This window comes from Streptomyces acidicola, from assembly GCF_009377235.1.
GTDB lineage: Bacteria > Actinomycetota > Actinomycetes > Streptomycetales > Streptomycetaceae > Streptomyces > Streptomyces acidicola.
The window spans coordinates 1-23,250 of record NZ_VMNX01000146.1 but is presented as its reverse complement, the minus strand read 5'-3'; the positions used below and the strand labels follow the sequence as shown (position 1 = coordinate 23,250).

Sequence of the window (23,250 nt, the reverse complement as noted above, 5' to 3'; positions counted from 1 at the left end):
ACCCCCACCCGCGTGACATTAGTCATCCCCGGCGGAGCCCCCCGTGTCCAAGTGCGTTACGGGATGCGGCATATGACGGTGGCCATTCGCCGGTAGCCGCCCCGCAGACCATTCCGTTGCGGCGCCGCCTACCGCTATGGTCCCGGTCGGTGGTTCGAGACCCCTCGTTCCCACCGCGCCCTCGGGGGAGGGAAGGAAACCCAAGACGATGCCCGTACCCATACCGCGGCAGAGAGCGATCCCGGCCGTGGAGAGTGGTCAGGCGCACTCCGTGTCCGCACCCAGCGGCCCACCCAGCGGCCCGCCCGGAGACCCGTTCAGCGGCCCTCCCGGCGGCCCCATCCCGTCCGGAGAGGGGGCGGCACTGAGCGCCACACCCGCCACACCCGCCACCCCTGCCGACAGCACCGAGAACACCGAGAACACCAGCGGTGCCGACAGTGCCGACAGCACCGGCTCTGCCGGCACCCACGCCAACCTCACCGTGCTGCTGATCGAGGACGACCCGGCAGGATCACTCAGCGTGCCCGAACTGCTCGACTCCGCGGGCAAACCGATCCGGGTCCGCACCGCCCGCAACCTCACCGAGGCCGGGCGGCTCCTCACCGACGACGTGAACTGCATCCTCCTCGACCTCGCACTCCCGGCCCCGGGCAGCGGCGACGCCGGCAACGACGACGAGCTGGCCGTGCTCAAGCACGTCCTGCGGCTCGCGCCCCGCCACGCCGTGCTCGCGCTCACCGGTTCCGGCGACGCCGAGCGCGGCGCCGAGGCGGTGCGCGTCGGCGCCCAGGACTACCTCTTCCGAGACGAGCTGGACGGTCGTCTGCTGAGCCGGGCGATCCGGTACGCCGTGGAGCGGAAACGTTCCGACAAGGCCGAGCGACACCTCACCGAGTCCAGGCTGCGGGCCCAGGAGAACGCCCGCCTGGAGCGCGGTCTCCTCCCCACCCCCCTGCTGGAGGGCTCCCCGCTCCGCTTCGCCGCCCGCTACCGCCCGGGCCGCTCCCGCGCGCTCCTCGGCGGCGACTTCTACGACACGGTCCGCACCCCCGACGGCACCGTGCACGCCATGATCGGCGACGTCTGCGGGCACGGGCCCGACGAGGCGGCGCTCGGCGTGGAGCTGCGGATCGCCTGGCGGGCGCTGACGTTCGCGGGGCTGTGCGGGGACCAGTTGCTCTCCACGCTCCAGCAGGTACTGGAGCACGAACGTGAGAGCGACGAGATCTTCGCGACGCTGTGCACGGTCGACATTTCGCCGGACGGCCGCAGCGCGGGCCTGTGCCTGGCCGGCCACCCGGCCCCGCTGCTCACCCGCCCCGGTGCGGGAGGCACTCCGGTGGCCGAGCTCCTGCCGTACGGCAACAACGGCCCGGCTCTCGGCCTGCTGCCGAACGCCCGCTGGCCGCGTACGCAGATCCAGCTGGGCGGCTCGTGGGGCCTGATGCTCTATACGGACGGCCTGATCGAGGGCCGCGTCGGCACGGACGGCGAACGCCTCGGCCAGGACGGCATGGTCGACCTGATCCGCCGCCTGCTCGACCGGGGCCTGGCAGGCGAGGCGCTGCTCCAGGCGGCGGTGAGCGAGGTCCGCAACCTCAACGGCGGCGAGCTGACGGACGACGTGGCGGTCCTGCTGCTGAACCGCGGCACCTAGAGCGGCCGAAGGCCGCCGTACTTCAGCCCAGAACTCAGCACGCGTTCGTGCAGCCCCTTGGGGTGCTGGCGCCTTGAGGTGCTGGGCTTGCTTGGTGGCAAGGTGCTGTGAGCGGCCCGGTCACCGGCCGCCGTTGTACGGACCGTACGGACCGTCGCTGCTCGATCCGCGGCGGCCACCGCCCCCGCCACCGGAGACCTGCTGGATCGCGGGGCGGACGTCGACGAAGAAGACGATCGTCGCGATGAGGCCCGCGATCTGCAGGAAGAGCATCGGCACGAGCAGGTTCACCGCGACCGTGACACCCAGGATGATCAGCCAGAACATCTTGTTCTGCTTGTCGGCGGCGCGATACGCGTCCTCACGCGCCATCGCGGCCAGCACCAGCGCCGCCACCGCGAGCAGCAGCATGGCGAGGTAAAGCAGCGACATGAAGCCGCCGAATGCCGTCATCAGCACAATGCCCACCACCCGGGTCGATTCGTCTTACGGCCACCGTACCCGGAGAACGGGCCGCACACCCCAAAGGTGCCCGACCCGTTCTCGTACCGCTGTTCGCCCACCGGGGTTCCTACTTCGCGGGAGGCGTGATCTTCTTCGTGGGGGTCTTCCTGGCGGCCGGGGCGGCCTTCTTCGGCGCGGGCTTCTTGGCAGAAACGGCCGGCGAGGGCTGAGCGGCGGGCGCGGGCTGGGCCGCAGGCGCCGGTGCGGGCGCGGGCTGGGCGGCAGCGGGCCGCTCTTGCTCCTTGACCTCGGCGGGCTCCGGCTTGGGCTCGACGACGACCGCGAGCTGCCCCATCTCCTCGGCGGCCTCACCACGCCAGGTCTTCACGGCCTGCTCGCCGTGCTCGGCCACCTTCTCGTACGTCTCCCGCGCCTTCACGGCATACTCGGCGGCGACGCCGACACCGCGCAGAGCGAGGTCCTGGGCGGTCTCGCCGAGCTTCTTCAGGTCGGTGTCGAGGGAACCGAGGATGTCGCTGATCCTGACCTGGAGGTTCTCCTGCGCCTCCTTGGCGCGTACGGCGGCCCTCTCCTGCGCCTCCTTGGCACGGGCGGCGGCCTTCTCCTGGCTCTCCTTGAGCCGCGCAGCGGCCTTCTCCTGGGTCTCCTTGACCCGGGCGGTGGCCTTCTCCTGGACCACCTTGGGGTCGGTGTTGCGAACCGCCTCGATGCGGGACGGGGCCTCGGCGCGGATCTGCTCGACGATGCCGGGCACCTTCTTGGCCTGCTGGAGGGCCAGGTCGGCGGTGCCGGCGGCGAAGTAGAGCGGCGTCGGGTCGCTGAGGGTCTTGCGCAGGTCTTCGGTGATGGCCATGGTGAACGTCCTCCCGTAATGGCTTTCGGCTGAGGGTTTTGTGGTTCGGTTCGCAGCGGTCCGGCACCATTGCCGCCCGCGGGGTCGTGCCCGCCTCGGTGACGGGCCCGCTCTTCAGGGCCTCGGGGTCAACTCGCCGTCTGCTGCGAACCGGCATCGCCGCCGTCGGCCGTGCGAGGGCCGGGGCGTTCGGTGTCCTGGACGGCACGTATCTCGCCGCGCACGTCCGCTACACCCGTCACATCCGTCACATCCGTCACGTCCTGAGCACCCTGGACTCCCTGGACTCCCTGGACCTGGACTCCCTGGTCCCGGACGTCCTGTTCCTTGACGTCCTGTTCCTGGACGTCGCCCAGACCGTCGTCGTCCGCCGAGCCCGCGACCTCGAAGCCGTTCTCCTTGCGGAACGACTCGTAGATCTGGAGCAGCACCTGCTTCTGCCGCTCGTTCAGCGTGGGATCGTCGAGGATGACGGCACGCGTCGCACCGTCCCGTCGGCCCTCCTCGCCGTCCCGCTCGGCATCGAGAATGCCGGCGCGCACGTACAGCGTCTCCGCGGAGATCCGCAGCGCCTTGGCGACCTGCTGCAGCACCTCCGCGCTCGGCTTGCGCAGCCCGCGCTCGATCTGGCTCAGATACGGATTGGACACCCCGGCGGCGGCGGCGAGCTGCCTGAGGGACAGCTGCGCGTTGCGCCGCTGTTCGCGGAGGTACTCACCAAGATTGCCGACGTTCAGCGATGCCATATCCCTACAGTGCCCCACCTCCGCTAACTTTTGCAAGCACTCGCTTGCAAAAGTGTGCCATCAGCGCCGATCGGCGAACATGCGATGGTCGGCCGTGTCGCAGTGTGCGAGGTACTGGGCTTCATCGTGCTCGACACCGACGACGGCGCGGTGGAGATCGGACCTCAGGAAGGCGATCAGGACGCCGAACTCGAACGCCTCCTGAGGCTCGGGGCGCGCCGGGCCGACGTCGGCCAGAGCGGCGAGGAGCAGTGGCACGTCCTGGCCGACCCCGAAGGCAACGGATTCTGCCTCCTGCGAGCCCGCCTGAGCTGAGGACGCCTGCGCCGACCGCTGCCGCCTGCCTCATCTTCAGCGAGACGGGACAGTTCTGGCCTGGTTCTGAGGCGCACGGTCTGACCAGTTGTCTCAGGCCAGAGCGCTGTGTTTGTGCGTACGGGGGGCCTCGGCGGAAAACCATGGGGCACCTCTACAGCACGGGGGATCATGAAGCATGCGACCGGATGGCTGGTACCTCACCGAAGACGTCGACGACTTTCTCGTCCGAGCCGGAGACTTCCTGCGCTCGCGGCCCGGCCTGCATGTCATGCCGCTGACGTGGGCCGCGAGACTGCGAGCACGCGGCGCGGAGGCGTACGGCACCGAAGCCCCCGTCTTCGGCGTGCTGGAGCAAGCGGGCGAGGTACACGCCACCTTCTACCGCCTCCCGCCCCGCGCTCTGGTTCCCACCCCGCTCACGCCCGAGCAGGCCGACGCCCTCGCCGCCCACCTGGTCGCCCTCGGGCGCTCCCTTCCCTCCGTCAGCGCGGACGACAGCACCGCCACCGCTTTCGCCGAGGCCTGGCAGCGGCACACCGGGGCGACGCCGAAAATCCGCGATACGCGGCTCTGTCTGTACCGCCTCGGCACGCTCACCCCACCCGAGCCGCTGCCGGCGGGGCGGGGCCGCGTCCTGGGCGAGCAGGATCTTGAGCAAGTCATGTTCTGGTGCGGCGAGTTCGCCAAGGCTGTCGGGGAAGTCGTCTCCATAGACGCCGACTCGTGGACCAACACACGCTTCGCCGACAAGCGCTACACGCTCTGGGAGACCCCGGACGGCACTCCCGTCTCCATCGCGGGCATGAACCCGTTGATCGACGGCCAGATCCAGGTGGACATCGTCTACACCCCGGCTCAGCTGCGCGGTCGCGGCTATGCGGGTGCCGTGACGGCGGAAGTGAGCCGGGCCGCGCTCGCCGCGGGCGCGAGGGATGTCGTGCTGTTCGCGGACCAGTCCAACCCCACCAGCAACGCCCTCTACCAGCGCCTCGGCTATCGCAAGCTCACCGACTGGTCTGCCTACGACTTCTCATCCGCTGTACCGGACTGAGCAGCCGTGCACACGAGAGCCCTCGCCGACGCGCGGCGCGGGGTTCTCGTGCACAGCCTGGAGTCGCCGGCTCAACTTCTCTACCTGTAACCCCAGTCGGCGCTGATCTGAGCGGCCACGGAGAAGTCCGTGTCGCAGTCCGGGCAGGTCGCGTCGCCGAACACGTAGGTCAGCGCGGCAGCGACCTCTCGCCGGCCGTCGGCGAGGGCGGTGTCGTGAAGACGCCGTCCGATGCCGTCCAGATCGCCGGGGTCGGCGGGGCGCAAGGGTTTCGTCTCCGCCTCCGCCTGGTCGTCCGACAGCGCGTAGTCATCGCTGGTGCAGAAGAATCCGCGCTCGCCGAAGACCACGAACAGGGCCTCCTCACACTCGGGGCAGGAGACCTCGTACTCCTCGTTCGTGAGCCCCCACGCCAGCTCCTCGCTCCAGCCGACGACGCCCTCGAAGGCCAGGATGGATTCAAGAAGGTAGACGTACTCGCTGCGATCACTGGCCGTCCGAATGCGCTCGTTCGCCAGCGACAGCAAGGTCGCCACCTCGGCCGCGTGCTTGACGCGGACATCGTCGGCCTCGGGCCCCGGACCGGCACCCGCCATGATCGCGCCCGCCAGGGTCAGGGCGCTCACCGCCTGGTCCCGGTCGTCCGAGCCGGCCGTGCCGGCCAACCAGGGCAGTGCGGCGAAGCTGGCCGAGTACACGCTGCCCTGGTGACACAGGGACGACCAGAGATCGTTCCAGAGCTCCGAGCTCGGCTCCGAGGCGATCCGGTCCAGCAGAGCTGGTATGTCTTCCGCAGAGCCGTACGCATGGCTGAGCCGCGACCAATCCGTCATGCGAGGAATCCAACCAGACCTACCGCGACGGCGGCCGCCCGGCACCGTCCCTGCGTGTGCCTGCGGAACGCCGTACGACCACGACCGTGGCGCGGAAATCGGTCAACGCCGAATAACCGCATTGCCGTTTCTCGCATTGGGCATTACGGTTACTCGCATGACTGCCGGGTTGGCGGCCTTGTGCCGTGAGCGAGTTGGTTGCCCGGCCTCCGAGTGAGGCCGGTGCGGGCCAGGGGCCCGCCGTTTTCTCCACCGGATGTCACCGGATGTTCGGCCTGTTCCGTGGGTTTCGCGTGGCGTTTCCGCGCGCCCGTACGACGACGCCGTAGCCGCACATCCGGCTGATCCCCTCCTCAACGGGCTGCCCGCGCCACTTACGTGCGTTCACGCCGCCCCACCGCAGGCGCCTCCTCACGCGCCCTTTTCACACGCCCTTCTCACGCGCCGTCCTCAGGCGCCCTTCTCACGCGCCGCTCTCAGACGCCCCGCGGAAATTACCCCTGCCCAAAAACAGAGAACGCAAAAACACAAAACGGAAAGCCGAGAATGCCCAACCCGAGAATGACCAACCCCTTCAACCAACAGCTCATCGATGAATTCCGCGCCAACCACGGCCAGGTCGGCGGGCATTTCGAGGGCGCCCGGCTCATCCTGCTGACCACCACCGGCGCCCGCACAGGCACCCCGCACACCACCCCCGTCGGCTTCCTCCACGACGGCGACGGCCGGATCCTCGTCATCGCCTCGGCCGGCGGCTCACCCAAGCACCCCGACTGGTTCCGCAACCTGGTCGCCCACCCGCGGGTGACCGTGGAGAGCGGAGCGTTCACGTACGAGGCGGAGGCCGTCGTCCTGACCGGGAAGGAGCGGGACCAGGCCTTCGCGCGGGCGGTCGAGAGCGATCCGGGCTGGGCCGAGTACCAGGCCAGGACGGACCGGGTCATCCCCCTGGTCGCCCTGCGGGAGATCGCCAAGGGCGGGCCGCCGAACATCAACGCGGGCTCCATGGGCAAGGCCGTGAAGGTCGTACATGACGCCTTCAGACGCGAACTCGCCCTGATTAGGAAGGAGTTGACCGGGAAGCAGTCGGCCAGGAACAGCGGCTCTGACGGAACCAACCCCAACACCCGCCTCGGCGCCCAGCTCCGCATCAACTGCCTCACCCTCTGCCAGGGCCTGCACAACCACCACACCGGCGAGGACATCGCCCTGTTCCCGTTCCTCGCCGACCGCCACCCCGAACTGGCCCCGGTCCTCGACCGACTGCGCCACGAGCACGAACGGATCGCCGCACTCCTGGAGGACCTCCGCCGGGTCGTCGCCGACGAGGCCGGGAACGCCGAACCCGGCCACGTCCTGCGTGAGGTGGAACGCCTGACGGCCCAGCTCGAAACTCATCTCGCCTACGAGGAGGAGCAGTTGATACCCGCCCTGGACGCGGCCACGGTGTGAGGCAGACCCGGCCGGGGCGGAGGGAGCGCACCGGTGCCGGTGAGCGACTGGCGGGCCCTGGGGGGAGTGGGGCCCGCCGGGGGGAGTAAGCCACTCACCGGCACGTTCGTTCACAGTAGTGACAGGAACGATCACCATGGTGCGCACTCGGTCATGACTCGGTCGCCTTCACGTAACACCACGAGGCGGAGGACCGCCGGTCACCAGGGAAGCGGGCGCCGCGAAGCTGTCGGACGGGTTTCACCTGCCTTCCGGCTGTCCGTCCGCCAAGGCCGTTCCCTGGTCTCCGTGGGGCAGTGCGAGGGCGAGGTAGGGGTTCGCCGTCGACTTGGCCTTGAGGCCCAGGGTGGCCGTCGCGGCGGTCAGGGTCATGGCGTAGGTGTCCACCGCCCGGCGTACGTTGGGAGCCTCCAGGCTGTCGCCCGTCACGAGGCGGTCCAGGTCCACGTAGGCCGAGCGCACGGTCTCGATCCAGCGGTAGACACGCCAGTCGTCGCGCCAGCCCTTGGTGCAGTCCTCCGGGAGCCGACGGGACCAGCGGGCGAACAGCCGCTCCCGGATCTCGGGAAGCGTCGGCGTCAGGTGGATGTGGCGGACCAGGTCGTAGAGCGGATCGCCCACCATCGCCATTTCCCAGTCGATGAGGGTCAGCCCTGTGCCGTCCTCGCGGCGCACGAGGTTCCACGGGTTGAGGTCGCCGTGCAGGAGCACGGATCGGCGGGGCGTCACCATGTGCCGGTCGAGGATCTCGCCCAGCCGGACACTGCTGGACGGCAGGCCGAGTTCCCTGGCCAGATCAAGGGTCTCCTTGGGGAGCTCGGACACCATGCGGATCAGTTCGTTCCGCAGCCTCCAGTAGAAGTCCGGGCTTTCCGCGTCCGGATCGAGCAGACCACCGTCGATCTTCGTCAGCTCACAGAGCTGGTCGACGAGGTCGTCCGCCTCGTGCGGCAACAGCCCGTCAGCCGGATGGTCGGGGTGCCGGATCTCACCCCTCGGCCCCTCGTAGGAGTGGATCGTGAACTGGTCCCAGAGGTCGCTGATGCCCAGGGCCAGCACTCTCGGGGCACGCACCCGTACTCCTGAGTCCTCGATCACGCGGAGGACGGCGTGCTCGTTGAGGTAGCGGCGCTCCCGGGGGCTGGCCGATCCCACCTTCCGCCGCACCATGACCGGGAACGGCACCCCCTTGACCCACACCCCGGTACTGAGATGGGCCGTCCCCTTGAACACGCGGTCCGCGGAGGCGGCACCCTCCTCGAACAGCGCTTCCTGTACGGCCGCGGCGGGAAAGTCCCGGTGCTCGGGCACCCGCGGGTCGCTCGTCCAGGAGATGGACGACACCGCCCGGTCGCGGCTGTGCCGCTTGCCGTTCGACACGTTCCAGCGGAAGAGAATGCGCTCGATCGCCTTCTCGTCCGGTACGCGCTTCAACCGCAAGGGGGCTTCGGCCGCCAGCAGCGCCCGGTGCACCTCATGGGTCGCCATGTCCAGGTCCCGCTGGTCGAAGGAGTCCCGGAGCGAGGTCGCCGCACGCATCACGTCCGGGTAGACCGACTGGGCCCTCTCGAAGGCGACATAGTGCTTCAGATCCCGCGTCAGACCGTTGACCGCCTTGGGGCGCCGCTGCGCCATCGCCGTGCACCACGCTTCCATCACCTCCGCCCACTGATCGTCGGGGTACTGCATCCGCACCAGGTGGGTGGCGAGGTCGTGGAGCGGATCGCCATAGGTCGCCAGTTCCCAGTCGACGCAGATCAGCGGCGGGTCTCCGTGGTACGACACGATCACGTTGTCGCGGTGCAGATCGGTGTGGAGCAGGCTGAAGGGCCGGCTGGCCATGGAGGGCACCCGCTCGGCGAAGCGCACCAGGGCGTCCTCGGGAATGCCCAGCATCGCGAACAGACCACCGAACTCGCCCCAGTTGCGCTGCCGGATCTGCTCCTCCGCCGCGAGCGCCAGGGTCCGCAGGAACGCCCGGCTGTCCCGGCTGGTCCGGGGCCAGGACTGCGGCAGGGCAGGCAGATCCTTCCTGCGCACCTGCGTCATGTCCGCCAGCAGACCGGCCAGGGCGGAGATCAGATGTGAGTCGACCGGCTTGCCGTTACGGCAGATGCTGGACAGCGGCACGCCCTGCACATAGCTCAGGATCGCCACGTCCCGGCGCTTGACCAGACACCGGGGGACATGCGGCAGCACACGGCAGATCGCTCCGAGGATCTCGGCCTCGTCCAGCCAGGTTCTGATGACGACGGGAAGCGCGGTGCGGATCTGCTCGCGCACGGTGACCCGGTCGTGGCCGGCGAGGGCCGTGAGCCACTTGTCGACGCCCTGGGGCGGCGCCGCCACGTAGTTCCGATTGTGGTGGCCCTGGCTGAACTCACCCTGGGATCTGGCGTACGCCACCAGCCTGTCGAACGACTCATCGGCCGCGTTTGCCAGGTCGCAAGTCCCGGGCTTCGGCGGAGCACCCACGGGCCACTCCTGAATAACTGTGCGTCACTTCTGATGTTCATGCGAAGTGAAAGAGGTGGCCCTACTGTAGTTCCCCGAGTGGCCCGCGGCGCGCCAACCCGGGGAATCCGCGCCGTATCGAGGACGCCGTGGCGTCAGACGGGTGTGACATCAGGCAGGCGTGGCATCAGACCTGCCTGGCGTCAGACCTGCCTGGCGTCAGACCTGCCTGGCGTCCGACCGGCGTGGCGTCAGACCGGCGTGGCGAGGTGCTCCCAGCAGGAGTCGAACCAGGCCTGCATGCTTTCCATGTACACGGAGCCGGTGGAGTTGGGGTCGCCTTCGTCGTTGACGTACCGGAGCAGCGTCGATCCCAGCCCCAGGACGTCCAGGGCTTCTATCTCCGTCCCGTCGTCCAGCCGGATGGTGCGCTTGAGTACCTCGTACGGGCCCGACAACGCCTCGGCGTTCCGGCGCAGGTACAGCTTGAACGTGGGGGCCACCGGCACCTGCCGGATCTCCACGCGCGCGGACGGCACCACGCCTTCCGTCTCCAGATCGATCAGGGACGCGCGCAGCGAGGAGGTGTGCCGTGCGCTGATGCCGCGGAACCGCTCCTGGACCCGTTCCTGCAACCGGTCCAATGGCGGGGCCTCATCCAGTCCATCGGCCGCCTTTTTCACCCCGAGCGCCCGCAGATACGGAAACTCCATCGATGTGGCGGGCAGCAGAAGCCGCACTTCGATCCGCTCCGGCGGCGGGATCTCCTTGGCGCGGATACGCAGAGCCTGCATCCGGATGTGGGCGTCGAGGCTCTCGGAGGTCAGGGTGAAGACGTCCAGTCGCACGTCCCTCTGGGCGAAGGCCCGGTTGATGAAGGGCGCCAGCGTCGGCCGTATCAGAGGGTCGTCCTGCGGCCGCGTCAACGAGTGGATCGGTTTCTTCACGACCCGCGTCCCGCTGCCCTGTCGGGACTCGACCAGGCGCTCGCTCTTCAGCTCCCGGAGCACGCGCTGCACGGTGTCGCGCGAGACCCCGAACTCCAGGGCCAGCTCACGCTGCGGCGGCAGCAGGGCTCCGAGCGCGTAGGTGCCGTCCGTGATGCGGCCGCGCAGGTTCTCCAGGACGCGCTCGAACTCCGCACCACCGCTGTCACCACGTTCCGCGCTCACACCGCGACCGTACCTCTCCACACGTATGGGCAAACCACATTCAGTCATATCGACCGCCGGTTGTGCAGGTTGAGTGCCCGAGTTCGGTGGGCGGTTAAGGGATCAAGCAGTCAGGGCACAACCAATTCAACCGGGTCAGTCCAATTGGACCGGTTGTCGATCAGTTCAACGGGTCGCCCCATGGATCGACTGATGGATCGACCCAACGGATCGACCCAACGGTTCAGTTCAACGGATCAGTTCATCGCAGATGTACGGGGGTGGGTTCCTTGAAGGTCTTCCAGTGGCTGACGGCCGCAGTGCTGCCCGACGCGTTGCAGATGGTCAAGTCGCCGTACGGAATGCTGACGCTGCTGTTCATCCTCTTCATGGCCGTGGGCATCGAGACGCGCAACAGGACGTGCCTGCTGCTCGGGGGGTTCTTCTTCGTGGCTCTGATGGCTCAGGCCTGACTCTTCAGCTGGTCGAGGACGAGCTTCAGAGAGCCGACGATGAACTCGGGGGCGACTCCCGCGCTCATCAGTTCCGCAGCCTTCCGCCCGTTGCGCGCGTACCCCAGGAAGGCCACGCCCGCCTCCCTGGCGGCCTGGAAGTCCGTCGGCGCGTCGCCGACCATCAGCGAGGTGGAAGGGTCGGCACCCATGGCGTTCAGCGCCTGGACCAGGATGTGCGGGTCCGGCTTCATCAGAGCCAGGTTCTGCGTACGACCGTAGATGTAGGGGAAGCAGCCGGTGAGGCCACGGCTCGCTATGTAACGAGCCGCCGCCAGCGCCGAGTTGTTCGTGGTGATGGCGAAACGAGCCCGTGTCGCCCAGGTCCTGATGAGCGGATCGGCGTATTCGGTGGGAAACGCCCTGGGGACTGCCTCCAGCTCCTGCCGGGTGAGCCACTCCTCCAGTTCGACGATCAGGTCGCTGCGCGGGTGTCGCCTGTTGACGCCGAGCAGCGCGGCATGCGGGTCCGTGGTGGATCGCTCCGTCTCGGTGAGCAGTCCACCGAGACCACGCCCGTCGATCAACCGCACCAGGTTCTTGGCCACTTCATCGGCTGGATGCCCCGCGAACAACCGGCATATCGGTCCGTCCAGATCCCACAGGACGAAACGAACGGAGGTGAGCAGTTCTCGCAGGTTCTCTGTCTCTACCGTCACCAACTCAGTCTGCGCCGCATCAGAAGTCACTAGGAGAGTGTCAGGTCCGTGGTGATGGTTTCCCAGAGGGCGTTGAACCACCTCTGGGACTCGTCCACGAACGCGGAGTCCCGCCGGCCGGCGCGCTTCTCGAAGGAGAAGAGCAGTGACTCCGTGCCCAGGACGTCGTACATGTCCAGGGTGCCCGTGTCCGACAGTTCCTCGCGGCGAGTGATCATGTAGTACGCCATCAACGCCTCCGACTCGTTGATGAGGTACAGCTTCATCGGCGGGGTGAAGGGGAGCGCCCGGAACGTGACGCGCACGTCGATGCCGTGCGAGGAGCGCAGTGAGCGGAGGTTGTGGCGCAGGACATGACCCTGGGCGTTGCGCTGGGCCAGCCAGCGTCCGTGGACCGGGTCGGCGTCCCCGTGTTCCGTGACGGAGATCGGGAAGGCCAGGTTGATGTCGCGGGACGGCAGCAGGATGCGGACGTCGATGGACTCGGGGCGGACGCGGCCCTCGTGGATCAGGCGGACGGGCTCGCCCAGGGCCAGCATCAGGGTCTCCGCCGTGAGGCACGCCGCGTCGATCCGGACGTGCGGGGTCGAGAACGCCTCGGCCAGCCGCGGGGCCAGGCCCACCATCGTCGGCTGGGGCTGGTCGTGGGTCGGGGCCGGTTCGGCGATACGGGGCGGGCTGCCCTTGCTCACGTTGCTGAGCAGACCGTCGTTCTGGAGCACGCGCAGCGCCTGGCGGACCGTGCCGCGTTCCACGCCGAACTCCTCGGCGAGCTCGGCCTGGGTGGGCAGGCGGTCGCCGGCCTTGAGGTCTCCGGCGCGTATGCGGTCGCGCAGGACATCCGCGATCTCCTGCGGTGAGAGCCTTCTGCTGCCGTTCACTGCAACGTTCTCCTGGGTCACGACCAAAACGTACAACTCCTCTCCATCTTTGGGGAGTTGTTTTGGAGTTGTTTGTAGATGACGACCAAGTGGGCATAACTTAGTCGAAGTTGGTTGCCAACTTGATGAAGTTGGCGGAGGTTCTGACTCCTCTCGGGGCCTCTTGGTACCTAGTGGCCCGCAGCACGTGCGCAAAAGACGCCCCGCGTCACCCCGGTTCCGTACCCCGCTCCACCGAAACGCACCGAAGGGGGAACACCCATGCCCGTCCTCGCCCTCCTCTCCGCAGTCCTCGTCGTCGGTTTCGAGCAGTTCGTCCAGTGGCACTACGGCCCCATGGGTATCGTCGGCCTGCTGCTCCTCACCGTCGGGCTCAAGGCCAAGAGCCCCACGTGCAGCTCCATCGGGGCCGTCGTGCTGGCCCTGATGGTTGCCGGGCCGGCCCTGTGAGCAGCGCCGACCCGAGTCACCATCCTCGCGTCACGCCCGGGTCAAGCCTGCGTCAAGCTCGCATCAAACCCCAGCCGCAGACGATCAGTTCGTGAGCAGCAGCTCCGAACTGATCGTCCCCCACAGTGCGTCGAACCACAGGTGCGACTGCTCCACGAAGGTCGTGTCCCGTAAACCGGCCCCCTGCTCGAAGGCGAACAACATCGACCGGGTGCCCTCGGCGTCGTACGTCTCCAGCTGTTCACTGTCCACCTCCAGTTCCCGGCGCTGGACGGTGTAGTACGCGAAGAGCGCCTCCGCACCGTTCAGCAGGTACAGCTTCACCGGCGGGGTGAAGGGGAGCGCGCGGAACGAAACGTGCACGTCGATGCCGTGCGAGGCACGGAGCGCATACAGGTTGTGCCGCAGGACCTGGCCCTGCGCGTTGCGCTGCGCGAGCCAGCGGCGTTGCAGCCGGCCGTCGGACGAATGGTCCACCGGGGCCGGGAAGGCGAGGTCGATGTCGCGGCTGGGCAGCAGGACGCGGACGTCGACCCTGGCCGGTTTTATGCGCCCCGCGTGAATCTCACGCAACGGCTCACCCATGGCGAGGGTCAGCGAGACCGATGTCAGGCACAGCGCGTCGATCTCGACGTGCTGTGCGGCGAAGGCGGCCGAAATACGTGGGGCGAGCGCCACCATCGTGGGCTGGGGCGGGGCCTCGGGACCGGCCGGCATCTTCCCCGAGATCGGAGCCACGGTGGCAGGGCTGCCCTTGGAAACGTTGGTGAGCAGACGCTCCGACTGCAGGATGCGCAGCGCCTGGCGTACGGCACCCCGATCCACACCGAACTCGTCGGCCAGCCTGGCCTGAGTGGGCATGCGCTGGCCCGGCCTCAGCTCACCGGACCTGATCCGGCTGCGCAACTCGTCGGCCACCTCGTGGTGTGACCTCTGTGGCGGATGTGACTTCTTCCGCCCATTGACTGCGGCATGTTCCCCGTCCACGACCGAACATTACAACTTCACGCCATCTTTGGGCAGTTCATGAGAAGGTGGTTATGAGACGACTCCAAACGGAGATAACTATGGTTGAGTTGGTCGCCAACTTGAGCAACATGGTCAAGCTTAACGGGGGTTGGTCACCTCGGGTGACCAAGGATTCGCTGAGGGTGACTCCGTCGACAGGTGGGCGATCAGCGGCACAGGGTCGGACTCCCTTCCGGAGGGGAGCCGGGAGCTCGGCCGGCCACGTACAGCCACAACCGAAGAGCACAGCCACAGTTGAACAGCACAGTCACAACTGAAGAGCACAGCCACAACTGCATACCGGCACCACAACTTCATATGGGGAGCCACAACAACTGCATAGCTACGGATACGGATTCAGCACCACAGAAGTGCCAACACCTGAACCAGCAACACCTGAACCAGCAACAGCAGAACCAGCTGCACCACCTGCACGGAAGGAGCACCACTCACGGGATGCCCAGGCACCACGGTTGCCTGGACGTATGCAGCAGTACGCAGCAGGGCGCCCAACTCACCGATTTTGAGGGTGAGTTCGGCGCCCTCATGTGTTCTCCGGTGTATTCCCCGCAGAACGCTCCTCACAGGAGCAGGTCGTCCACCTGCGCTTCCCCGTCGCGGTACCTGCGGGCGATCTCCGCGCTGCAGTCGTCGGCCGTGCGCTGCAGCTGCTGACGGCGGCGCGAGATCTGCTGCTCGTAGCGGACGAGACGGCGCAGGCCCGCACCCAGCTCCTCGTCCGTGCGGGCCTGAAGGTCGGACAGCTCGACCTCGGCGAGCATGTCGGAGGCCAGGGCCCGGTACTCCTCACCCTGCGGGGTGCCCACCGTCACATGGCGGGCCGAGGAGCGATGCCGGGCCGGGGCGTCTGTGAGGATCTCCGGGAGCCGGTCGACCAGGCCGACGGGCGCCGTCGTCCCGCCCCGCCCCTCCAGCTCGGCCCGCAGGATGTCGATGCGGCCCTGGAGCAGCCGCCGTACGTAGCTGAGGTCGGCCTCGTCCCGCTGGGCGTCCCGGCGCAGGGTCCGCAGCTCGGACAGCCGGAGCAGGGCCAGATCCCGGCTGGACTGATCGGGTGCCACCGGTGTGCTGTTCGTGCGCTGCACGGGAGGACGATGAGCGCCCCCGACGGTCCGCTCCACCCACTCCGCCCATTCCACCGGCGGCTGCCCCGTACTGGTGTTCGTACCCGAAGTGCTCATGCGTCTCAACCGTCCCCTCAGCCGGCGCGGTGCACCCCACGCACGCACCGCAACACAGGCATCGTGCCACCCCAAGTAGCCGCTATGTGGCCTAGTGCCCCTGATCTGCCCCAGATGCGGGGTTAAGAATCAAAAGGATCATTAAGGATGATCGCCCGAGTCACCGCATTGGCCCAGCGGTGGGCACGAGCTTGCCCGTACCGCGGTCAGCACTCTTCCCTGGTCCCGTCAATACCCCCGTACGAGTGACGCGTCATCGCACGGCATCATGGTCCCCATGCGTGCGGTGGTACAGAGGGTGGACGGCGCGAGCGTCGTCGTGGACGGGGAGACGGTCGGCGCGATCGAGGGCGAGGGGTTGTGCGTACTCGTCGGGGTCACGCATGACGACACCAAGGAGAAGGCCGCCCAACTCGCCCGCAAGCTCTGGTCGGTCCGGATGCTGCACGACGAGAAGTCGTGCAGCGACATCGACGCGCCGCTGCTCGTCATCAGCCAGTTCACGCTGTACGGCGACGCCCGCAAGGGCCGCCGCCCCACCTGGAACGCGGCCGCCCCCGGCGAGGTCGCCGAGCCCCTCGTCGACGAGGTCGTCGCCCAGCTGCGCGCGCTCGGCGCGACGGTGGCCACAGGCCGCTTCGGCGCCCGGATGCGGGTGTCCCTGACGAACGACGGCCCCTTCACCGTGCTGCTGGATATGTGAGCGACCCCACCGCTGAAGACGCTGAGAACGTGAGCCTCAGGGCTCGACCACGACCTCCTGGGCCGCCGCCGTCGTGTCGGCCATCAACGGCGCGTCCGTCGGCACGTTCCGCTTGACCAGCGCCAGCGCCACCGGGCCCAGCTCGTGGTGGCGTACGGACGTGGTCACGAAGCCGATCTTCCGGCCGTCGGGACCGTCGTCCGCGAGGCGGATCTCCGTGCCGCGCGGCGGCAGGTGGACCTCGCTGCCGTCGAGGTGGAGGAAGACGAGGCGGCGCGGCGGCTTGCCCAGGTTCTGGACGCGGGCGACCGTCTCCTGGCCCCGGTAACAGCCCTTCTGGAGGTGGACCGCGGTGCCGATCAGGCCCAGCTCGTGCGGGATGGTCCGGTGGTCGGTCTCGAAGCCGAGCCGCGGGCGGTGCGCCTCGACGCGCAGGGCCTCGTACGCGAGCAGCCCGGCAGCCGGGCCGGCCTTCTCCGCGTACGACTCCAGGTCCGTACGCGGCAGGAAGAGGTCGCGGCCGTACGGCGTCTCGCGGACGACGACGCCCTCCGGGACCTCGGCGATCGAACCGGCCGGCAGGTGCACGACCGCGAAGTCGCCGGTGCGGTCGGCGACCTCGACCCGGTAGAAGAACTTCATCGACTCCAGGTACGCGATCAGCGCGTCCTGAGTGCCTGGCTCGACGTGCGCCCAGACCGTCTCGCCGTCGTCCACCAGGTACAGCGCGTGCTCGATGTGGCCGTGCGCGGAGAGGACGAGCGCCTCGGTGGCCTGGTGCGGCGGGAGGTCGCTGACGTGCTGGGTGAGCAGCAGGTGCAGCCAGCTGAGCCGGTCCTCACCGGAGACGGTCAGGACCCCTCGGTGGGAGAGGTCCACGAATCCGGTGCCGTCGGCGAGGGCGCGCTGCTCGCGGAACAGGTCGCCGTAGTGGGCGGCTACGCCTTCGTCCACGCCCTCGGCGGGGACGGCGCCGGGCAGGGACAGCAGGGGACTCTTCATACGGACAAGCCTACGACTTGGTAGTTGAACCCTTCAGGGAACATCCCTCGCACCGCCCGAAGATCGCGAAGTGCTTCATGTCCGTGTCGAAGGCGAAGGTCTCGCGCAGCTTGGCCCTGAAGTCGGCAGCCACCTCGACGTCGGCCTCGATGACGGTCGTGCAGTCGCGGCACACCAGGTGGATGTGGTGGTGCCGGTCGGCCAGGTGGTACGTCGGGGCCCCGTGCCCGAGATGGGCGTGCGAGACCAGCCCGAGCTCCTCCAGGAGCTCCAGGGTCCGGTACACGGTGGAAATGTTGACCCCCGACGCCGTCTTCCTCACTTCCACGAGGATGTCGTCGGGGGTCGCGTGCTCCAGGGTGTCCACTGCTTCGAGGACAAGCTGGCGCTGCGGCGTCAGCCGGTAGCCGCGCTGCCTGAGGTCGCTCTTCCAGTCGGTGCTCACCACACGGCCAGTGTAGAAGGGCCTACGCCCGTCAAGAGCCTGTCGGCAGGCGGCCCGTCATGAGGAGCTCCGCAAGAGTCTCGCGGAGCTCCGTGGTCACCCGGACGATCTCCTCGTGTGCCCTGATCTTCTCGTCGACCGCCTTGAGCGCGGCTCCGATTTCCCGTTGCCGGTCGAGCGGGGGCAGCGGCACCGGCAGGTCCTGCAGGGTGCGCACGGTGATCGACCGCATGCCGGTGGTTCCGGCCGCTCGGCGCTCCAGCCAGTCGGCGACCCTCCGGTGGGAAAGGCAGGCGAGCAGGTACGGGGCCTGCGCCGGATCGTGCGCTCGCACACGCAGAAGGTGGGTGTTGTACAACCACCCGCTCTCGTCGGTGGCGACGAGCGCCACCCGTCCCACTGTTCCGGTGCGGGTCACCAGAATGTCGTCGGTGGCGATCCGGTACTTGCGCAGTCCCCGTGCCGTCTCGGGATCGACGTGCACCATCGCGGACCGGGCCAAGATCCTCTGGTGATGGAGATCGGCCGGGCGAACCAGCGGAACCCCTGCCCGCACCTGCTCGTTCCTGCGCACGGCGGGGCCGCCCGCCTGGATGTCACAGATCTCGCCGAGAGGGGCAAGCCGCCAGCCCTGTGGCAGATCGTCGAGTCCGTCCTCGCTCACAGGCCATACCTTCCCAGCAGTTCTTCGACCGCGGCGTCCGCGTCCCGGGCTCGCGCGTGCAGCTCGGTCAGCTGCCCGGCCAGGGCAGCCAGGTCCGCGGGCTCCACGGGCGGGGCACCGGACGGCCTACCGCTCGGCACATAGAAGGCAGGGCTGAGGGTGTAGTCCTTCTCCCTGATCTTCTCAATGGATACGGCCCTGCTCAGGCCCTCGGTCTCCGCGAACACGCTGCCGTCGGCCCGGGCAGCGATCCAGGACCGGTACTCCTCAAGGATGCGTTGGGTCTCGTGCGGGGCCAGTTCCCGCCGGACACGGGAGACAAGCGAGCCGAGATGGCTGGCGTCGACGAACAGGATCTCGTCGCATGTCCCCGTCGGATGCCGTAGCAGCCAGATCGTCACACGGATGCCTGTCGTCGTGAAGAGCTGAGCGGGCAGCGCGATCAGTGCCTCCACCGCACCGTCCTCCACCATCGCGGCCCTGATCCTCCGCTCCGAGGGGTTGGCGGAGAAAGCAGCGATGTCGGGCATGAGGACGGCTGCCCGGCCGTCTCGCCTCAGACGGGTCACGGCGTACTGAAGCCAGTCGAAGTTGGCGTTGTGCTGGGGCGGCGAGCCATAGCGCCAGTGCCCATGCTCAACGGGACGTTCAAGCTTCACATTGAACGGGGGATTCGTCACGATGCGATCGAAACCCTGGTGCCAGGGGTCGTCCCCGGCCGAGGGAGACGTGCTTCCCGTCCAGAGCCGGGCTTCGGGAACACCGTGCAAAGCGAGGTTCATGCCCGCCAGCGCCAGCGGATGCTCACCCACGCCCGCGCCGCTCGCTTCGAGCGGGCTGCCCTGTGCGTCAGCCACCGCGTCCCACGCCGCCGACAGCAGCTCACCCGCCCGTACGAAGGGATCATGCACGCTCCTGACGTCCTGGCTCCCGTCGGCGACGAGCTTCGTGAGAACGTCTACGGCGGCCCGGGGCGTGAAGAAGTCGCCCGCCCTCTTGCCCATGCGATCGCTGTAGCGGGCCATGAGCCTTTCGAAGGCCTGGGCGTGTTCGGCCCGGTCCACCGGTCCCGTGTCGTCCAGCAGCCGGATGGTGTCGGCCATGCGGGAGTCGCCCAGGTTCTGGGAAAGAGCGAGGAGAAGGCGCTCATGCTCGGGGCCCAGCCCTCGGCGGACCGCGCTCGCCAGTATGCGCACCAGCAGTTCGCCGGAGTGCGGAAACTGAAACCGGCGGGCCTCGCTCAGGATCCTCTGCCATTCCTCGGGCAGGCATCCTCGGACGTAGACGAGAGTGAGCAGCACGGTGAGGTAGTCGGCGTGGGACAGTTCCCCACGGAATCGTTCCGCCTCCGGACCGCTCAGCCTGTCCACGGCCTTGAGCAGTGCTCCGGTTCTCGTTCCGCCGAGCGAAGCCCGGAACCGATCACCGTAGGTGGTTCCTTCGGGCTCCTCGGCTCGCCTGGCGTTCGCCGGGATGGCGCGCAGGTCGAGCCAGGCCAACACCTGAGCCGCCGAGAAGACCTCGATGTCCGCGGGCCCCTCGGCCGGCTCCCCTAGAGGTTGGGGGAAGTCCGCGTGCCGGCGCTCCCAGTTCGTCACCGCGGGTCGTTTCACCCCGGCGAACCGGGCGATGTCGGCCCTTGAGACAAGGACCCCCTCGAAGTCGGTCACCGCTCGTCCGCCCATCAGAATCGCGAAGGCCTGGAACCATGCAGAGCATCCCGCTTGCCAGCGAGAACGGACGGAAAGCGGTCCATGGCCTGGGCCTCCTTGGCCAACTGGGGGTCGAGGTACCCGAGCATGCGGTAGATCTTGGCATGGTCGGCGGCGAGGTCGCGGTGGTGGATCGGCTCGTGATGCATGATCCGGTTGCGCAGCAGCACCAGCGACCACAGGCCGTCATACAGGACATCGCGGCGACCCGAGTAGTGAGGGAACGCCTTGTGCACGGTGGGCACCCAGAACAACCGGTCGTAGCCCGATCCACCACTGACCAGCGACGCCCAGAAGCCGAAGGACAGCTCGGCGACCATGCTGTCGGGCGGTGCCGGGACGAGTCCCCGGCGCTCGCACTTACTCCGCGCCTTGGCCACGAGGCGTTGCCCGTTCGGATTGAGCGGAGCCGTCGTCCACCAGTCGTCCCTGTGATAGGCGAGGGAGAGTTGCTTGTGCAACGCGTTGCGCAGCGCGACTTCCAAGCAGTGCAGAGAACCGTAGAGCGCGGCCGAAGCCTCGACGTTCCACCAGTACAGTCGCTCCGCCACCACGGCGTTGCCGCGCGCCGCACGGACGTAGCGCGCCAGCCGCAGCGACGAGAACGCTCGCAGCATCCACTTCGGCAGCTTGTCGCTCATCGAGATCCCCCCTCATCCGGGCACACCAGGGCCCGGGCCGTATTTCAGTACTGGAACAGACTCACCGTGATACGGTGGGCGACGAACGCCCTGGGCCCGCCTCTGCATCGCACGCCACCCAGGGCACGGATTTACGGACCCCCGGCCGCTCCTTCAGGACAGCCGGGGGTTTCTGTTTCTCAGGCACAGCTTCTCCGCACGGCGCCAACTCCGCCGGAGTGCCGCGTCATTGCACCCAAACTAGCGGCAGACATCATCCCCCCGCAACCGCAGTGCACTGCGGAGAGAATTTGTTAACCCCTGACGGTTCAGCACACCGAGACACCAGAAACAGTTGATGGCCCCGGCGCAGGGCGCGGGGGCCATCACGATGACACAAGCCTCAATGACCAGTCCTACTTGAAGAAGGCGATCCCGTCGTCCGGCATGTCGTCGGGCAGGGCCTTGGCCCAGCGCTCGACCTCCTCCGGGGTGACGACCTTCTTCAGGTGCGCCGACATGTAGGGGCGCAGCTCGACCTCGGGGGTCTGCTTCTCGCCGACCCACATCAGGTCGCTCTTGACGTAGCCGTAGAGCCGCTTGCCGCCCGAGTACGGTCCCGAGGCCGCCGTGCGCGCGACCGCGTCCGTGACCAGGTCGATCTGCGGCTTCTTGTCGGCCAGCTCGCCGTACCAGATCTCGACGACACCGTCGTGGCGGACCATCGTCACCTCGACCTTGCGGTCGGCGTCGATCCGCCAGAAGCCGGACTCCGACTCCAGCGGCCGGACCTTGTTGCCCTCCTGGTCCAGCACCCAGGTGTGGGAGCGGTACTCCAGGAAGTCCCGGCCGTCGTGGGTGAAGGTGACCTCCTGGCCGAAGTTGCACTTCTCCGAGCCGGGGAAGTCGTGCACGCCCGCGCCGGCCCAGTTGCCGAGCAGGAAGGCGAGCGGGACGAGGTCCTTGTGCAGGTCGGACGGAATCTCGATCATGGGAGAAAGTTCCTGGACGTGGGTCAGCGCTGGCCCTGGTACAGCTTCTTCACGGTCAGCCCGGCGAAGGCGAGGACGCCGACGCAGACCAGGGCCAGCAGGACTTCGAAGAAGATCTCCACGGGGTGCTCCTCGATTGAGCGGAGAGGGTGGTACATACAGGGCCGCTCCCCAGCTTACGCGGCTGGGATCGGGCCCTTTCCTTCAGGTACGGCTCAGCGCGGAAGCCCACGCTGGAACTACGATGCGGGCATGCCCAAGAAGCTCGTGATCAAGGTGACGGCCGGGGCGGACGCCCCCGAGCGCTGCTCGCAGGCGTTCACCGTCGCGGCGGTGGCCGTGGCCAGCGGTGTCGATGTCTCGCTGTGGCTGACCGGCGAGTCCGCGTGGTTCGCGCTGCCGGGCCGAGCCGCCGAGTTCGAGCTCCCGCACGCCGCCCCGCTCCCCGACCTGATCGACTCGGTCCTGGCGGGCGGCAGCCTCACGCTGTGCACCCAGTGCGCTGCCCGCCGCGAGATCACCGAGAAGGACGTCATCGAGGGCGTGCGCATCGCGGGCGCCCAGGTCTTCGTCCAGGAGGCGATGACGGACGGGACGCAGGCGCTCGTCTACTGACGCCTGACGCCTGAGCCGGACGCCTGATTCCTGACTCCTGACTCCTGACTCCTGACTCCTGCTGACGCTCGTGCACTGAGACGGGCGGCTCAGCCCTCGGTCCGCACCCACAGGCAGAAGGGGTGTCCGGCCGGGTCGAACAGCACCCGTACGTCGTCCTGGGGCTGGAAGCCGGCGAGTACGGCACCCTCGGCGACCGCCCGGGCCGTCTCGCCCTCCAGGTCGTCGACCTCGATGTCCAGGTGCAGCATCATCTGCTGGTCGCCGGGCTTCCTGGTCGGCCAGACTGGGCGGACGTACTCCGGCTCGGTCTCGAACGCGAGCGGGACGCCGTCACCGTCCGGCGGGCCGATGAGCACCCAGTGCGGCTCGTCCGCCCGCACCTCGTACCCCAGCAACCGTGCGTAGAAGTCGGCCAGTTCATGTGCGTCGTGCGCGTCGAGCACAACGGTGGACACCTTCGCGCGTGGCATGGACACCTTGGTACTACCGGCGCTTCTTCCCGTCCAGCTCGTCCCACCACTCGTCGGACTGCGGGTCACCGGAGGGGTCGTCCCACCAGCGGTCGTCGGGCCCGCGCCGGTTGGCGACCATCGCGGCCAGCGGCGGGATCACCATCGCCACCACGCACATGCCCACGGCCACCGGAACCGACCAGAGCCGCACGACTCCCCAGGCCAGGACGAAGAGCACCACACACGTCCCCATCATGGCGAAGTAGAGGCGACGCCGTCGCGCGTACATACATCCAGGGTAGGCCGGGGCCCGGGTCCAGGGCAGGCCCGGGGAGGCGGGGAGCTGT

At 68.2% G+C, this 23,250-nt stretch carries 26 protein-coding genes; 8 read left to right on the top strand and 18 right to left on the bottom strand.

The window, feature by feature from the left end:
• Window positions 1-208 precede the first annotated feature (208 nt).
• Window positions 209-1,660 (top strand): PP2C family protein-serine/threonine phosphatase, encoded by a 1,452-nt coding sequence (locus FPZ41_RS30360; protein ID WP_152866846.1) that lies wholly within the window; start codon window positions 209-211, stop codon window positions 1,658-1,660.
• Between the two features lie 120 nt (window positions 1,661-1,780).
• On the opposite strand, the gene FPZ41_RS30355 is transcribed toward FPZ41_RS30360, so the two are convergent.
• The 3 genes from FPZ41_RS30355 to FPZ41_RS48750 form a co-directional block, all read right to left on the bottom strand.
• Window positions 1,781-2,113, bottom strand: a complete 333-nt coding sequence (locus FPZ41_RS30355; protein WP_152866845.1) for a DUF2516 family protein — start codon at window positions 2,111-2,113, stop codon at window positions 1,781-1,783.
• Between the two features lie 118 nt (window positions 2,114-2,231).
• Window positions 2,232-2,978, bottom strand: coding sequence for a hypothetical protein (locus tag FPZ41_RS30350; protein WP_152866844.1), 747 nt, complete (start codon window positions 2,976-2,978; stop codon window positions 2,232-2,234).
• A gap of 128 nt (window positions 2,979-3,106) precedes the next feature.
• Window positions 3,107-3,724, bottom strand: a complete 618-nt coding sequence (locus FPZ41_RS48750; protein ID WP_228023070.1) for a helix-turn-helix domain-containing protein — start codon at window positions 3,722-3,724, stop codon at window positions 3,107-3,109.
• Between the two features lie 84 nt (window positions 3,725-3,808).
• Here FPZ41_RS48750 and FPZ41_RS30340 point away from each other — a divergent pair, with 84 nt between their 5' ends.
• Complete coding sequence (locus tag FPZ41_RS30340) at window positions 3,809-4,039, top strand: VOC family protein (protein ID WP_152866843.1); 231 nt, start codon at window positions 3,809-3,811, stop codon at window positions 4,037-4,039.
• A gap of 178 nt (window positions 4,040-4,217) precedes the next feature.
• Window positions 4,218-5,093 carry a GNAT family N-acetyltransferase gene (locus FPZ41_RS30335; protein WP_152866842.1) on the top strand — a complete coding sequence of 292 codons (876 nt, stop codon included), beginning with the start codon at window positions 4,218-4,220 and terminating at the stop codon, window positions 5,091-5,093.
• A gap of 80 nt (window positions 5,094-5,173) precedes the next feature.
• On the opposite strand, the gene FPZ41_RS30330 is transcribed toward FPZ41_RS30335, so the two are convergent.
• Complete coding sequence (locus FPZ41_RS30330; RefSeq protein WP_152866841.1) at window positions 5,174-5,926, bottom strand: hypothetical protein; 753 nt, start codon at window positions 5,924-5,926, stop codon at window positions 5,174-5,176.
• A gap of 561 nt (window positions 5,927-6,487) precedes the next feature.
• Here FPZ41_RS30330 and FPZ41_RS30325 point away from each other — a divergent pair.
• Complete coding sequence (locus FPZ41_RS30325) at window positions 6,488-7,378, top strand: nitroreductase/quinone reductase family protein (RefSeq protein ID WP_152866851.1); 891 nt, start codon at window positions 6,488-6,490, stop codon at window positions 7,376-7,378.
• Window positions 7,379-7,618: 240 nt separating this feature from the next.
• On the opposite strand, the gene FPZ41_RS30320 is transcribed toward FPZ41_RS30325, so the two are convergent.
• Together FPZ41_RS30320 and FPZ41_RS30315 are read right to left on the bottom strand one after the other, a co-directional pair.
• Window positions 7,619-9,853: an aminoglycoside phosphotransferase family protein gene (locus FPZ41_RS30320; protein ID WP_322620913.1), complete on the bottom strand. Its 2,235-nt coding sequence runs from the start codon at window positions 9,851-9,853 to the stop codon at window positions 7,619-7,621.
• Window positions 9,854-10,083: 230 nt separating this feature from the next.
• Window positions 10,084-11,004, bottom strand: a complete 921-nt coding sequence (locus FPZ41_RS30315) for a winged helix-turn-helix domain-containing protein (RefSeq protein ID WP_322620912.1) — start codon at window positions 11,002-11,004, stop codon at window positions 10,084-10,086.
• A gap of 269 nt (window positions 11,005-11,273) precedes the next feature.
• Between FPZ41_RS30315 and FPZ41_RS30310 the strand changes: the two genes are divergently transcribed.
• Window positions 11,274-11,456 carry a hypothetical protein gene (locus FPZ41_RS30310; RefSeq protein WP_152866839.1) on the top strand — a complete coding sequence of 61 codons (183 nt, stop codon included), beginning with the start codon at window positions 11,274-11,276 and terminating at the stop codon, window positions 11,454-11,456.
• Here the strand turns inward: FPZ41_RS30310 and FPZ41_RS48745 are convergent.
• Together FPZ41_RS48745 and FPZ41_RS48740 are read right to left on the bottom strand one after the other, a co-directional pair.
• A complete protein-coding gene (locus FPZ41_RS48745; RefSeq protein ID WP_322620911.1) occupies window positions 11,447-12,154 on the bottom strand; it encodes an HAD family hydrolase in 708 nt (235 codons plus the stop codon). The genes FPZ41_RS30310 and FPZ41_RS48745 overlap by 10 nt on opposite strands.
• A 29-nt stretch (window positions 12,155-12,183) precedes the next feature.
• A complete protein-coding gene (locus tag FPZ41_RS48740; RefSeq protein ID WP_228023069.1) occupies window positions 12,184-13,062 on the bottom strand; it encodes a GntR family transcriptional regulator in 879 nt (292 codons plus the stop codon).
• 234 nt (window positions 13,063-13,296) lie between these two features.
• Here FPZ41_RS48740 and FPZ41_RS30300 point away from each other — a divergent pair, with 234 nt between their 5' ends.
• Window positions 13,297-13,485 (top strand): hypothetical protein, encoded by a 189-nt coding sequence (locus FPZ41_RS30300; RefSeq protein WP_152866838.1) that lies wholly within the window; start codon window positions 13,297-13,299, stop codon window positions 13,483-13,485.
• An 84-nt stretch (window positions 13,486-13,569) separates the two neighbouring features.
• Here the strand turns inward: FPZ41_RS30300 and FPZ41_RS30295 are convergent, their stop codons facing one another.
• Complete coding sequence (locus FPZ41_RS30295) at window positions 13,570-14,472, bottom strand: winged helix-turn-helix domain-containing protein (RefSeq protein ID WP_322620910.1); 903 nt, start codon at window positions 14,470-14,472, stop codon at window positions 13,570-13,572.
• 602 nt (window positions 14,473-15,074) lie between these two features.
• Window positions 15,075-15,695 carry an RsiG family protein gene (locus FPZ41_RS30290; RefSeq protein WP_152866837.1) on the bottom strand — a complete coding sequence of 207 codons (621 nt, stop codon included), beginning with the start codon at window positions 15,693-15,695 and terminating at the stop codon, window positions 15,075-15,077.
• Window positions 15,696-15,972: 277 nt separating this feature from the next.
• Here FPZ41_RS30290 and dtd point away from each other — a divergent pair, with 277 nt between their 5' ends.
• Window positions 15,973-16,398: a D-aminoacyl-tRNA deacylase gene (gene dtd / locus FPZ41_RS30285; RefSeq protein WP_152866836.1), complete on the top strand. Its 426-nt coding sequence runs from the start codon at window positions 15,973-15,975 to the stop codon at window positions 16,396-16,398.
• 36 nt (window positions 16,399-16,434) lie between these two features.
• Here dtd and ygfZ read toward each other — a convergent pair whose 3' ends face one another.
• From ygfZ to FPZ41_RS30255, 6 genes are all read right to left on the bottom strand, one after another.
• A complete protein-coding gene (ygfZ, locus tag FPZ41_RS30280; RefSeq protein ID WP_152866835.1) occupies window positions 16,435-17,400 on the bottom strand; it encodes a CAF17-like 4Fe-4S cluster assembly/insertion protein YgfZ in 966 nt (321 codons plus the stop codon).
• Between the two features lie 10 nt (window positions 17,401-17,410).
• Window positions 17,411-17,848, bottom strand: coding sequence for a Fur family transcriptional regulator (locus tag FPZ41_RS30275; RefSeq protein ID WP_131563260.1), 438 nt, complete (start codon window positions 17,846-17,848; stop codon window positions 17,411-17,413).
• A gap of 28 nt (window positions 17,849-17,876) precedes the next feature.
• Window positions 17,877-18,509 (bottom strand): restriction endonuclease subunit S, encoded by a 633-nt coding sequence (locus tag FPZ41_RS30270; protein ID WP_322620909.1) that lies wholly within the window; start codon window positions 18,507-18,509, stop codon window positions 17,877-17,879.
• A complete protein-coding gene (locus FPZ41_RS30265) occupies window positions 18,506-20,179 on the bottom strand; it encodes an N-6 DNA methylase (protein WP_322620908.1) in 1,674 nt (557 codons plus the stop codon). The genes FPZ41_RS30270 and FPZ41_RS30265 overlap by 4 nt, the downstream gene beginning before the upstream one ends.
• A gap of 14 nt (window positions 20,180-20,193) precedes the next feature.
• Window positions 20,194-20,862 carry a hypothetical protein gene (locus tag FPZ41_RS30260; protein WP_152866833.1) on the bottom strand — a complete coding sequence of 223 codons (669 nt, stop codon included), beginning with the start codon at window positions 20,860-20,862 and terminating at the stop codon, window positions 20,194-20,196.
• Window positions 20,863-21,257: 395 nt separating this feature from the next.
• The gene (locus FPZ41_RS30255; RefSeq protein WP_152866832.1) at window positions 21,258-21,833 is read right to left on the bottom strand and encodes an FABP family protein; all 576 of its coding nucleotides are present in this window, start codon (window positions 21,831-21,833) and stop codon (window positions 21,258-21,260) included.
• Between the two features lie 252 nt (window positions 21,834-22,085).
• Here FPZ41_RS30255 and FPZ41_RS30245 point away from each other — a divergent pair, with 252 nt between their 5' ends.
• Window positions 22,086-22,448, top strand: a complete 363-nt coding sequence (locus FPZ41_RS30245; RefSeq protein WP_152866830.1) for a DsrE family protein — start codon at window positions 22,086-22,088, stop codon at window positions 22,446-22,448.
• Between the two features lie 89 nt (window positions 22,449-22,537).
• Here the strand turns inward: FPZ41_RS30245 and FPZ41_RS30240 are convergent, their stop codons facing one another.
• Window positions 22,538-22,921 (bottom strand): VOC family protein, encoded by a 384-nt coding sequence (locus FPZ41_RS30240; RefSeq protein WP_152866829.1) that lies wholly within the window; start codon window positions 22,919-22,921, stop codon window positions 22,538-22,540.
• A gap of 13 nt (window positions 22,922-22,934) precedes the next feature.
• Window positions 22,935-23,192, bottom strand: a complete 258-nt coding sequence (locus FPZ41_RS30235) for a DUF3099 domain-containing protein (protein ID WP_152866828.1) — start codon at window positions 23,190-23,192, stop codon at window positions 22,935-22,937.
• Between the last annotated feature and the right edge of the window lie 58 nt (window positions 23,193-23,250).

Excerpts from the sequence above, each read along its gene's own strand:
- FPZ41_RS30360 (WP_152866846.1), top strand. The coding sequence starts at position 209 with ATGCCCGTACCCATACCGCGGCAGAGAGCGATCCCGGCCGTGGAGAGT.
- FPZ41_RS30355 (WP_152866845.1), bottom strand. The coding sequence starts at position 2,113 with ATGACGGCATTCGGCGGCTTCATGTCGCTGCTTTACCTCGCCATGCTG.
- FPZ41_RS30350 (WP_152866844.1), bottom strand. The coding sequence starts at position 2,978 with ATGGCCATCACCGAAGACCTGCGCAAGACCCTCAGCGACCCGACGCCG.
- FPZ41_RS48750 (WP_228023070.1), bottom strand. The coding sequence starts at position 3,724 with ATGGCATCGCTGAACGTCGGCAATCTTGGTGAGTACCTCCGCGAACAG.
- FPZ41_RS30340 (WP_152866843.1), top strand. The coding sequence starts at position 3,809 with ATGGTCGGCCGTGTCGCAGTGTGCGAGGTACTGGGCTTCATCGTGCTC.
- FPZ41_RS30335 (WP_152866842.1), top strand. The coding sequence starts at position 4,218 with ATGCGACCGGATGGCTGGTACCTCACCGAAGACGTCGACGACTTTCTC.
- FPZ41_RS30330 (WP_152866841.1), bottom strand. The coding sequence starts at position 5,926 with ATGACGGATTGGTCGCGGCTCAGCCATGCGTACGGCTCTGCGGAAGAC.
- FPZ41_RS30325 (WP_152866851.1), top strand. The coding sequence starts at position 6,488 with ATGACCAACCCCTTCAACCAACAGCTCATCGATGAATTCCGCGCCAAC.
- FPZ41_RS30300 (WP_152866838.1), top strand. The coding sequence starts at position 13,297 with ATGCCCGTCCTCGCCCTCCTCTCCGCAGTCCTCGTCGTCGGTTTCGAG.
- FPZ41_RS30290 (WP_152866837.1), bottom strand. The coding sequence starts at position 15,695 with ATGAGCACTTCGGGTACGAACACCAGTACGGGGCAGCCGCCGGTGGAA.
- dtd (WP_152866836.1), top strand. The coding sequence starts at position 15,973 with ATGCGTGCGGTGGTACAGAGGGTGGACGGCGCGAGCGTCGTCGTGGAC.
- ygfZ (WP_152866835.1), bottom strand. The coding sequence starts at position 17,400 with ATGAAGAGTCCCCTGCTGTCCCTGCCCGGCGCCGTCCCCGCCGAGGGC.
- FPZ41_RS30260 (WP_152866833.1), bottom strand. The coding sequence starts at position 20,862 with ATGAGCGACAAGCTGCCGAAGTGGATGCTGCGAGCGTTCTCGTCGCTG.
- FPZ41_RS30255 (WP_152866832.1), bottom strand. The coding sequence starts at position 21,833 with ATGATCGAGATTCCGTCCGACCTGCACAAGGACCTCGTCCCGCTCGCC.
- FPZ41_RS30245 (WP_152866830.1), top strand. The coding sequence starts at position 22,086 with ATGCCCAAGAAGCTCGTGATCAAGGTGACGGCCGGGGCGGACGCCCCC.
- FPZ41_RS30240 (WP_152866829.1), bottom strand. The coding sequence starts at position 22,921 with ATGCCACGCGCGAAGGTGTCCACCGTTGTGCTCGACGCGCACGACGCA.
- FPZ41_RS30235 (WP_152866828.1), bottom strand. The coding sequence starts at position 23,192 with ATGTACGCGCGACGGCGTCGCCTCTACTTCGCCATGATGGGGACGTGT.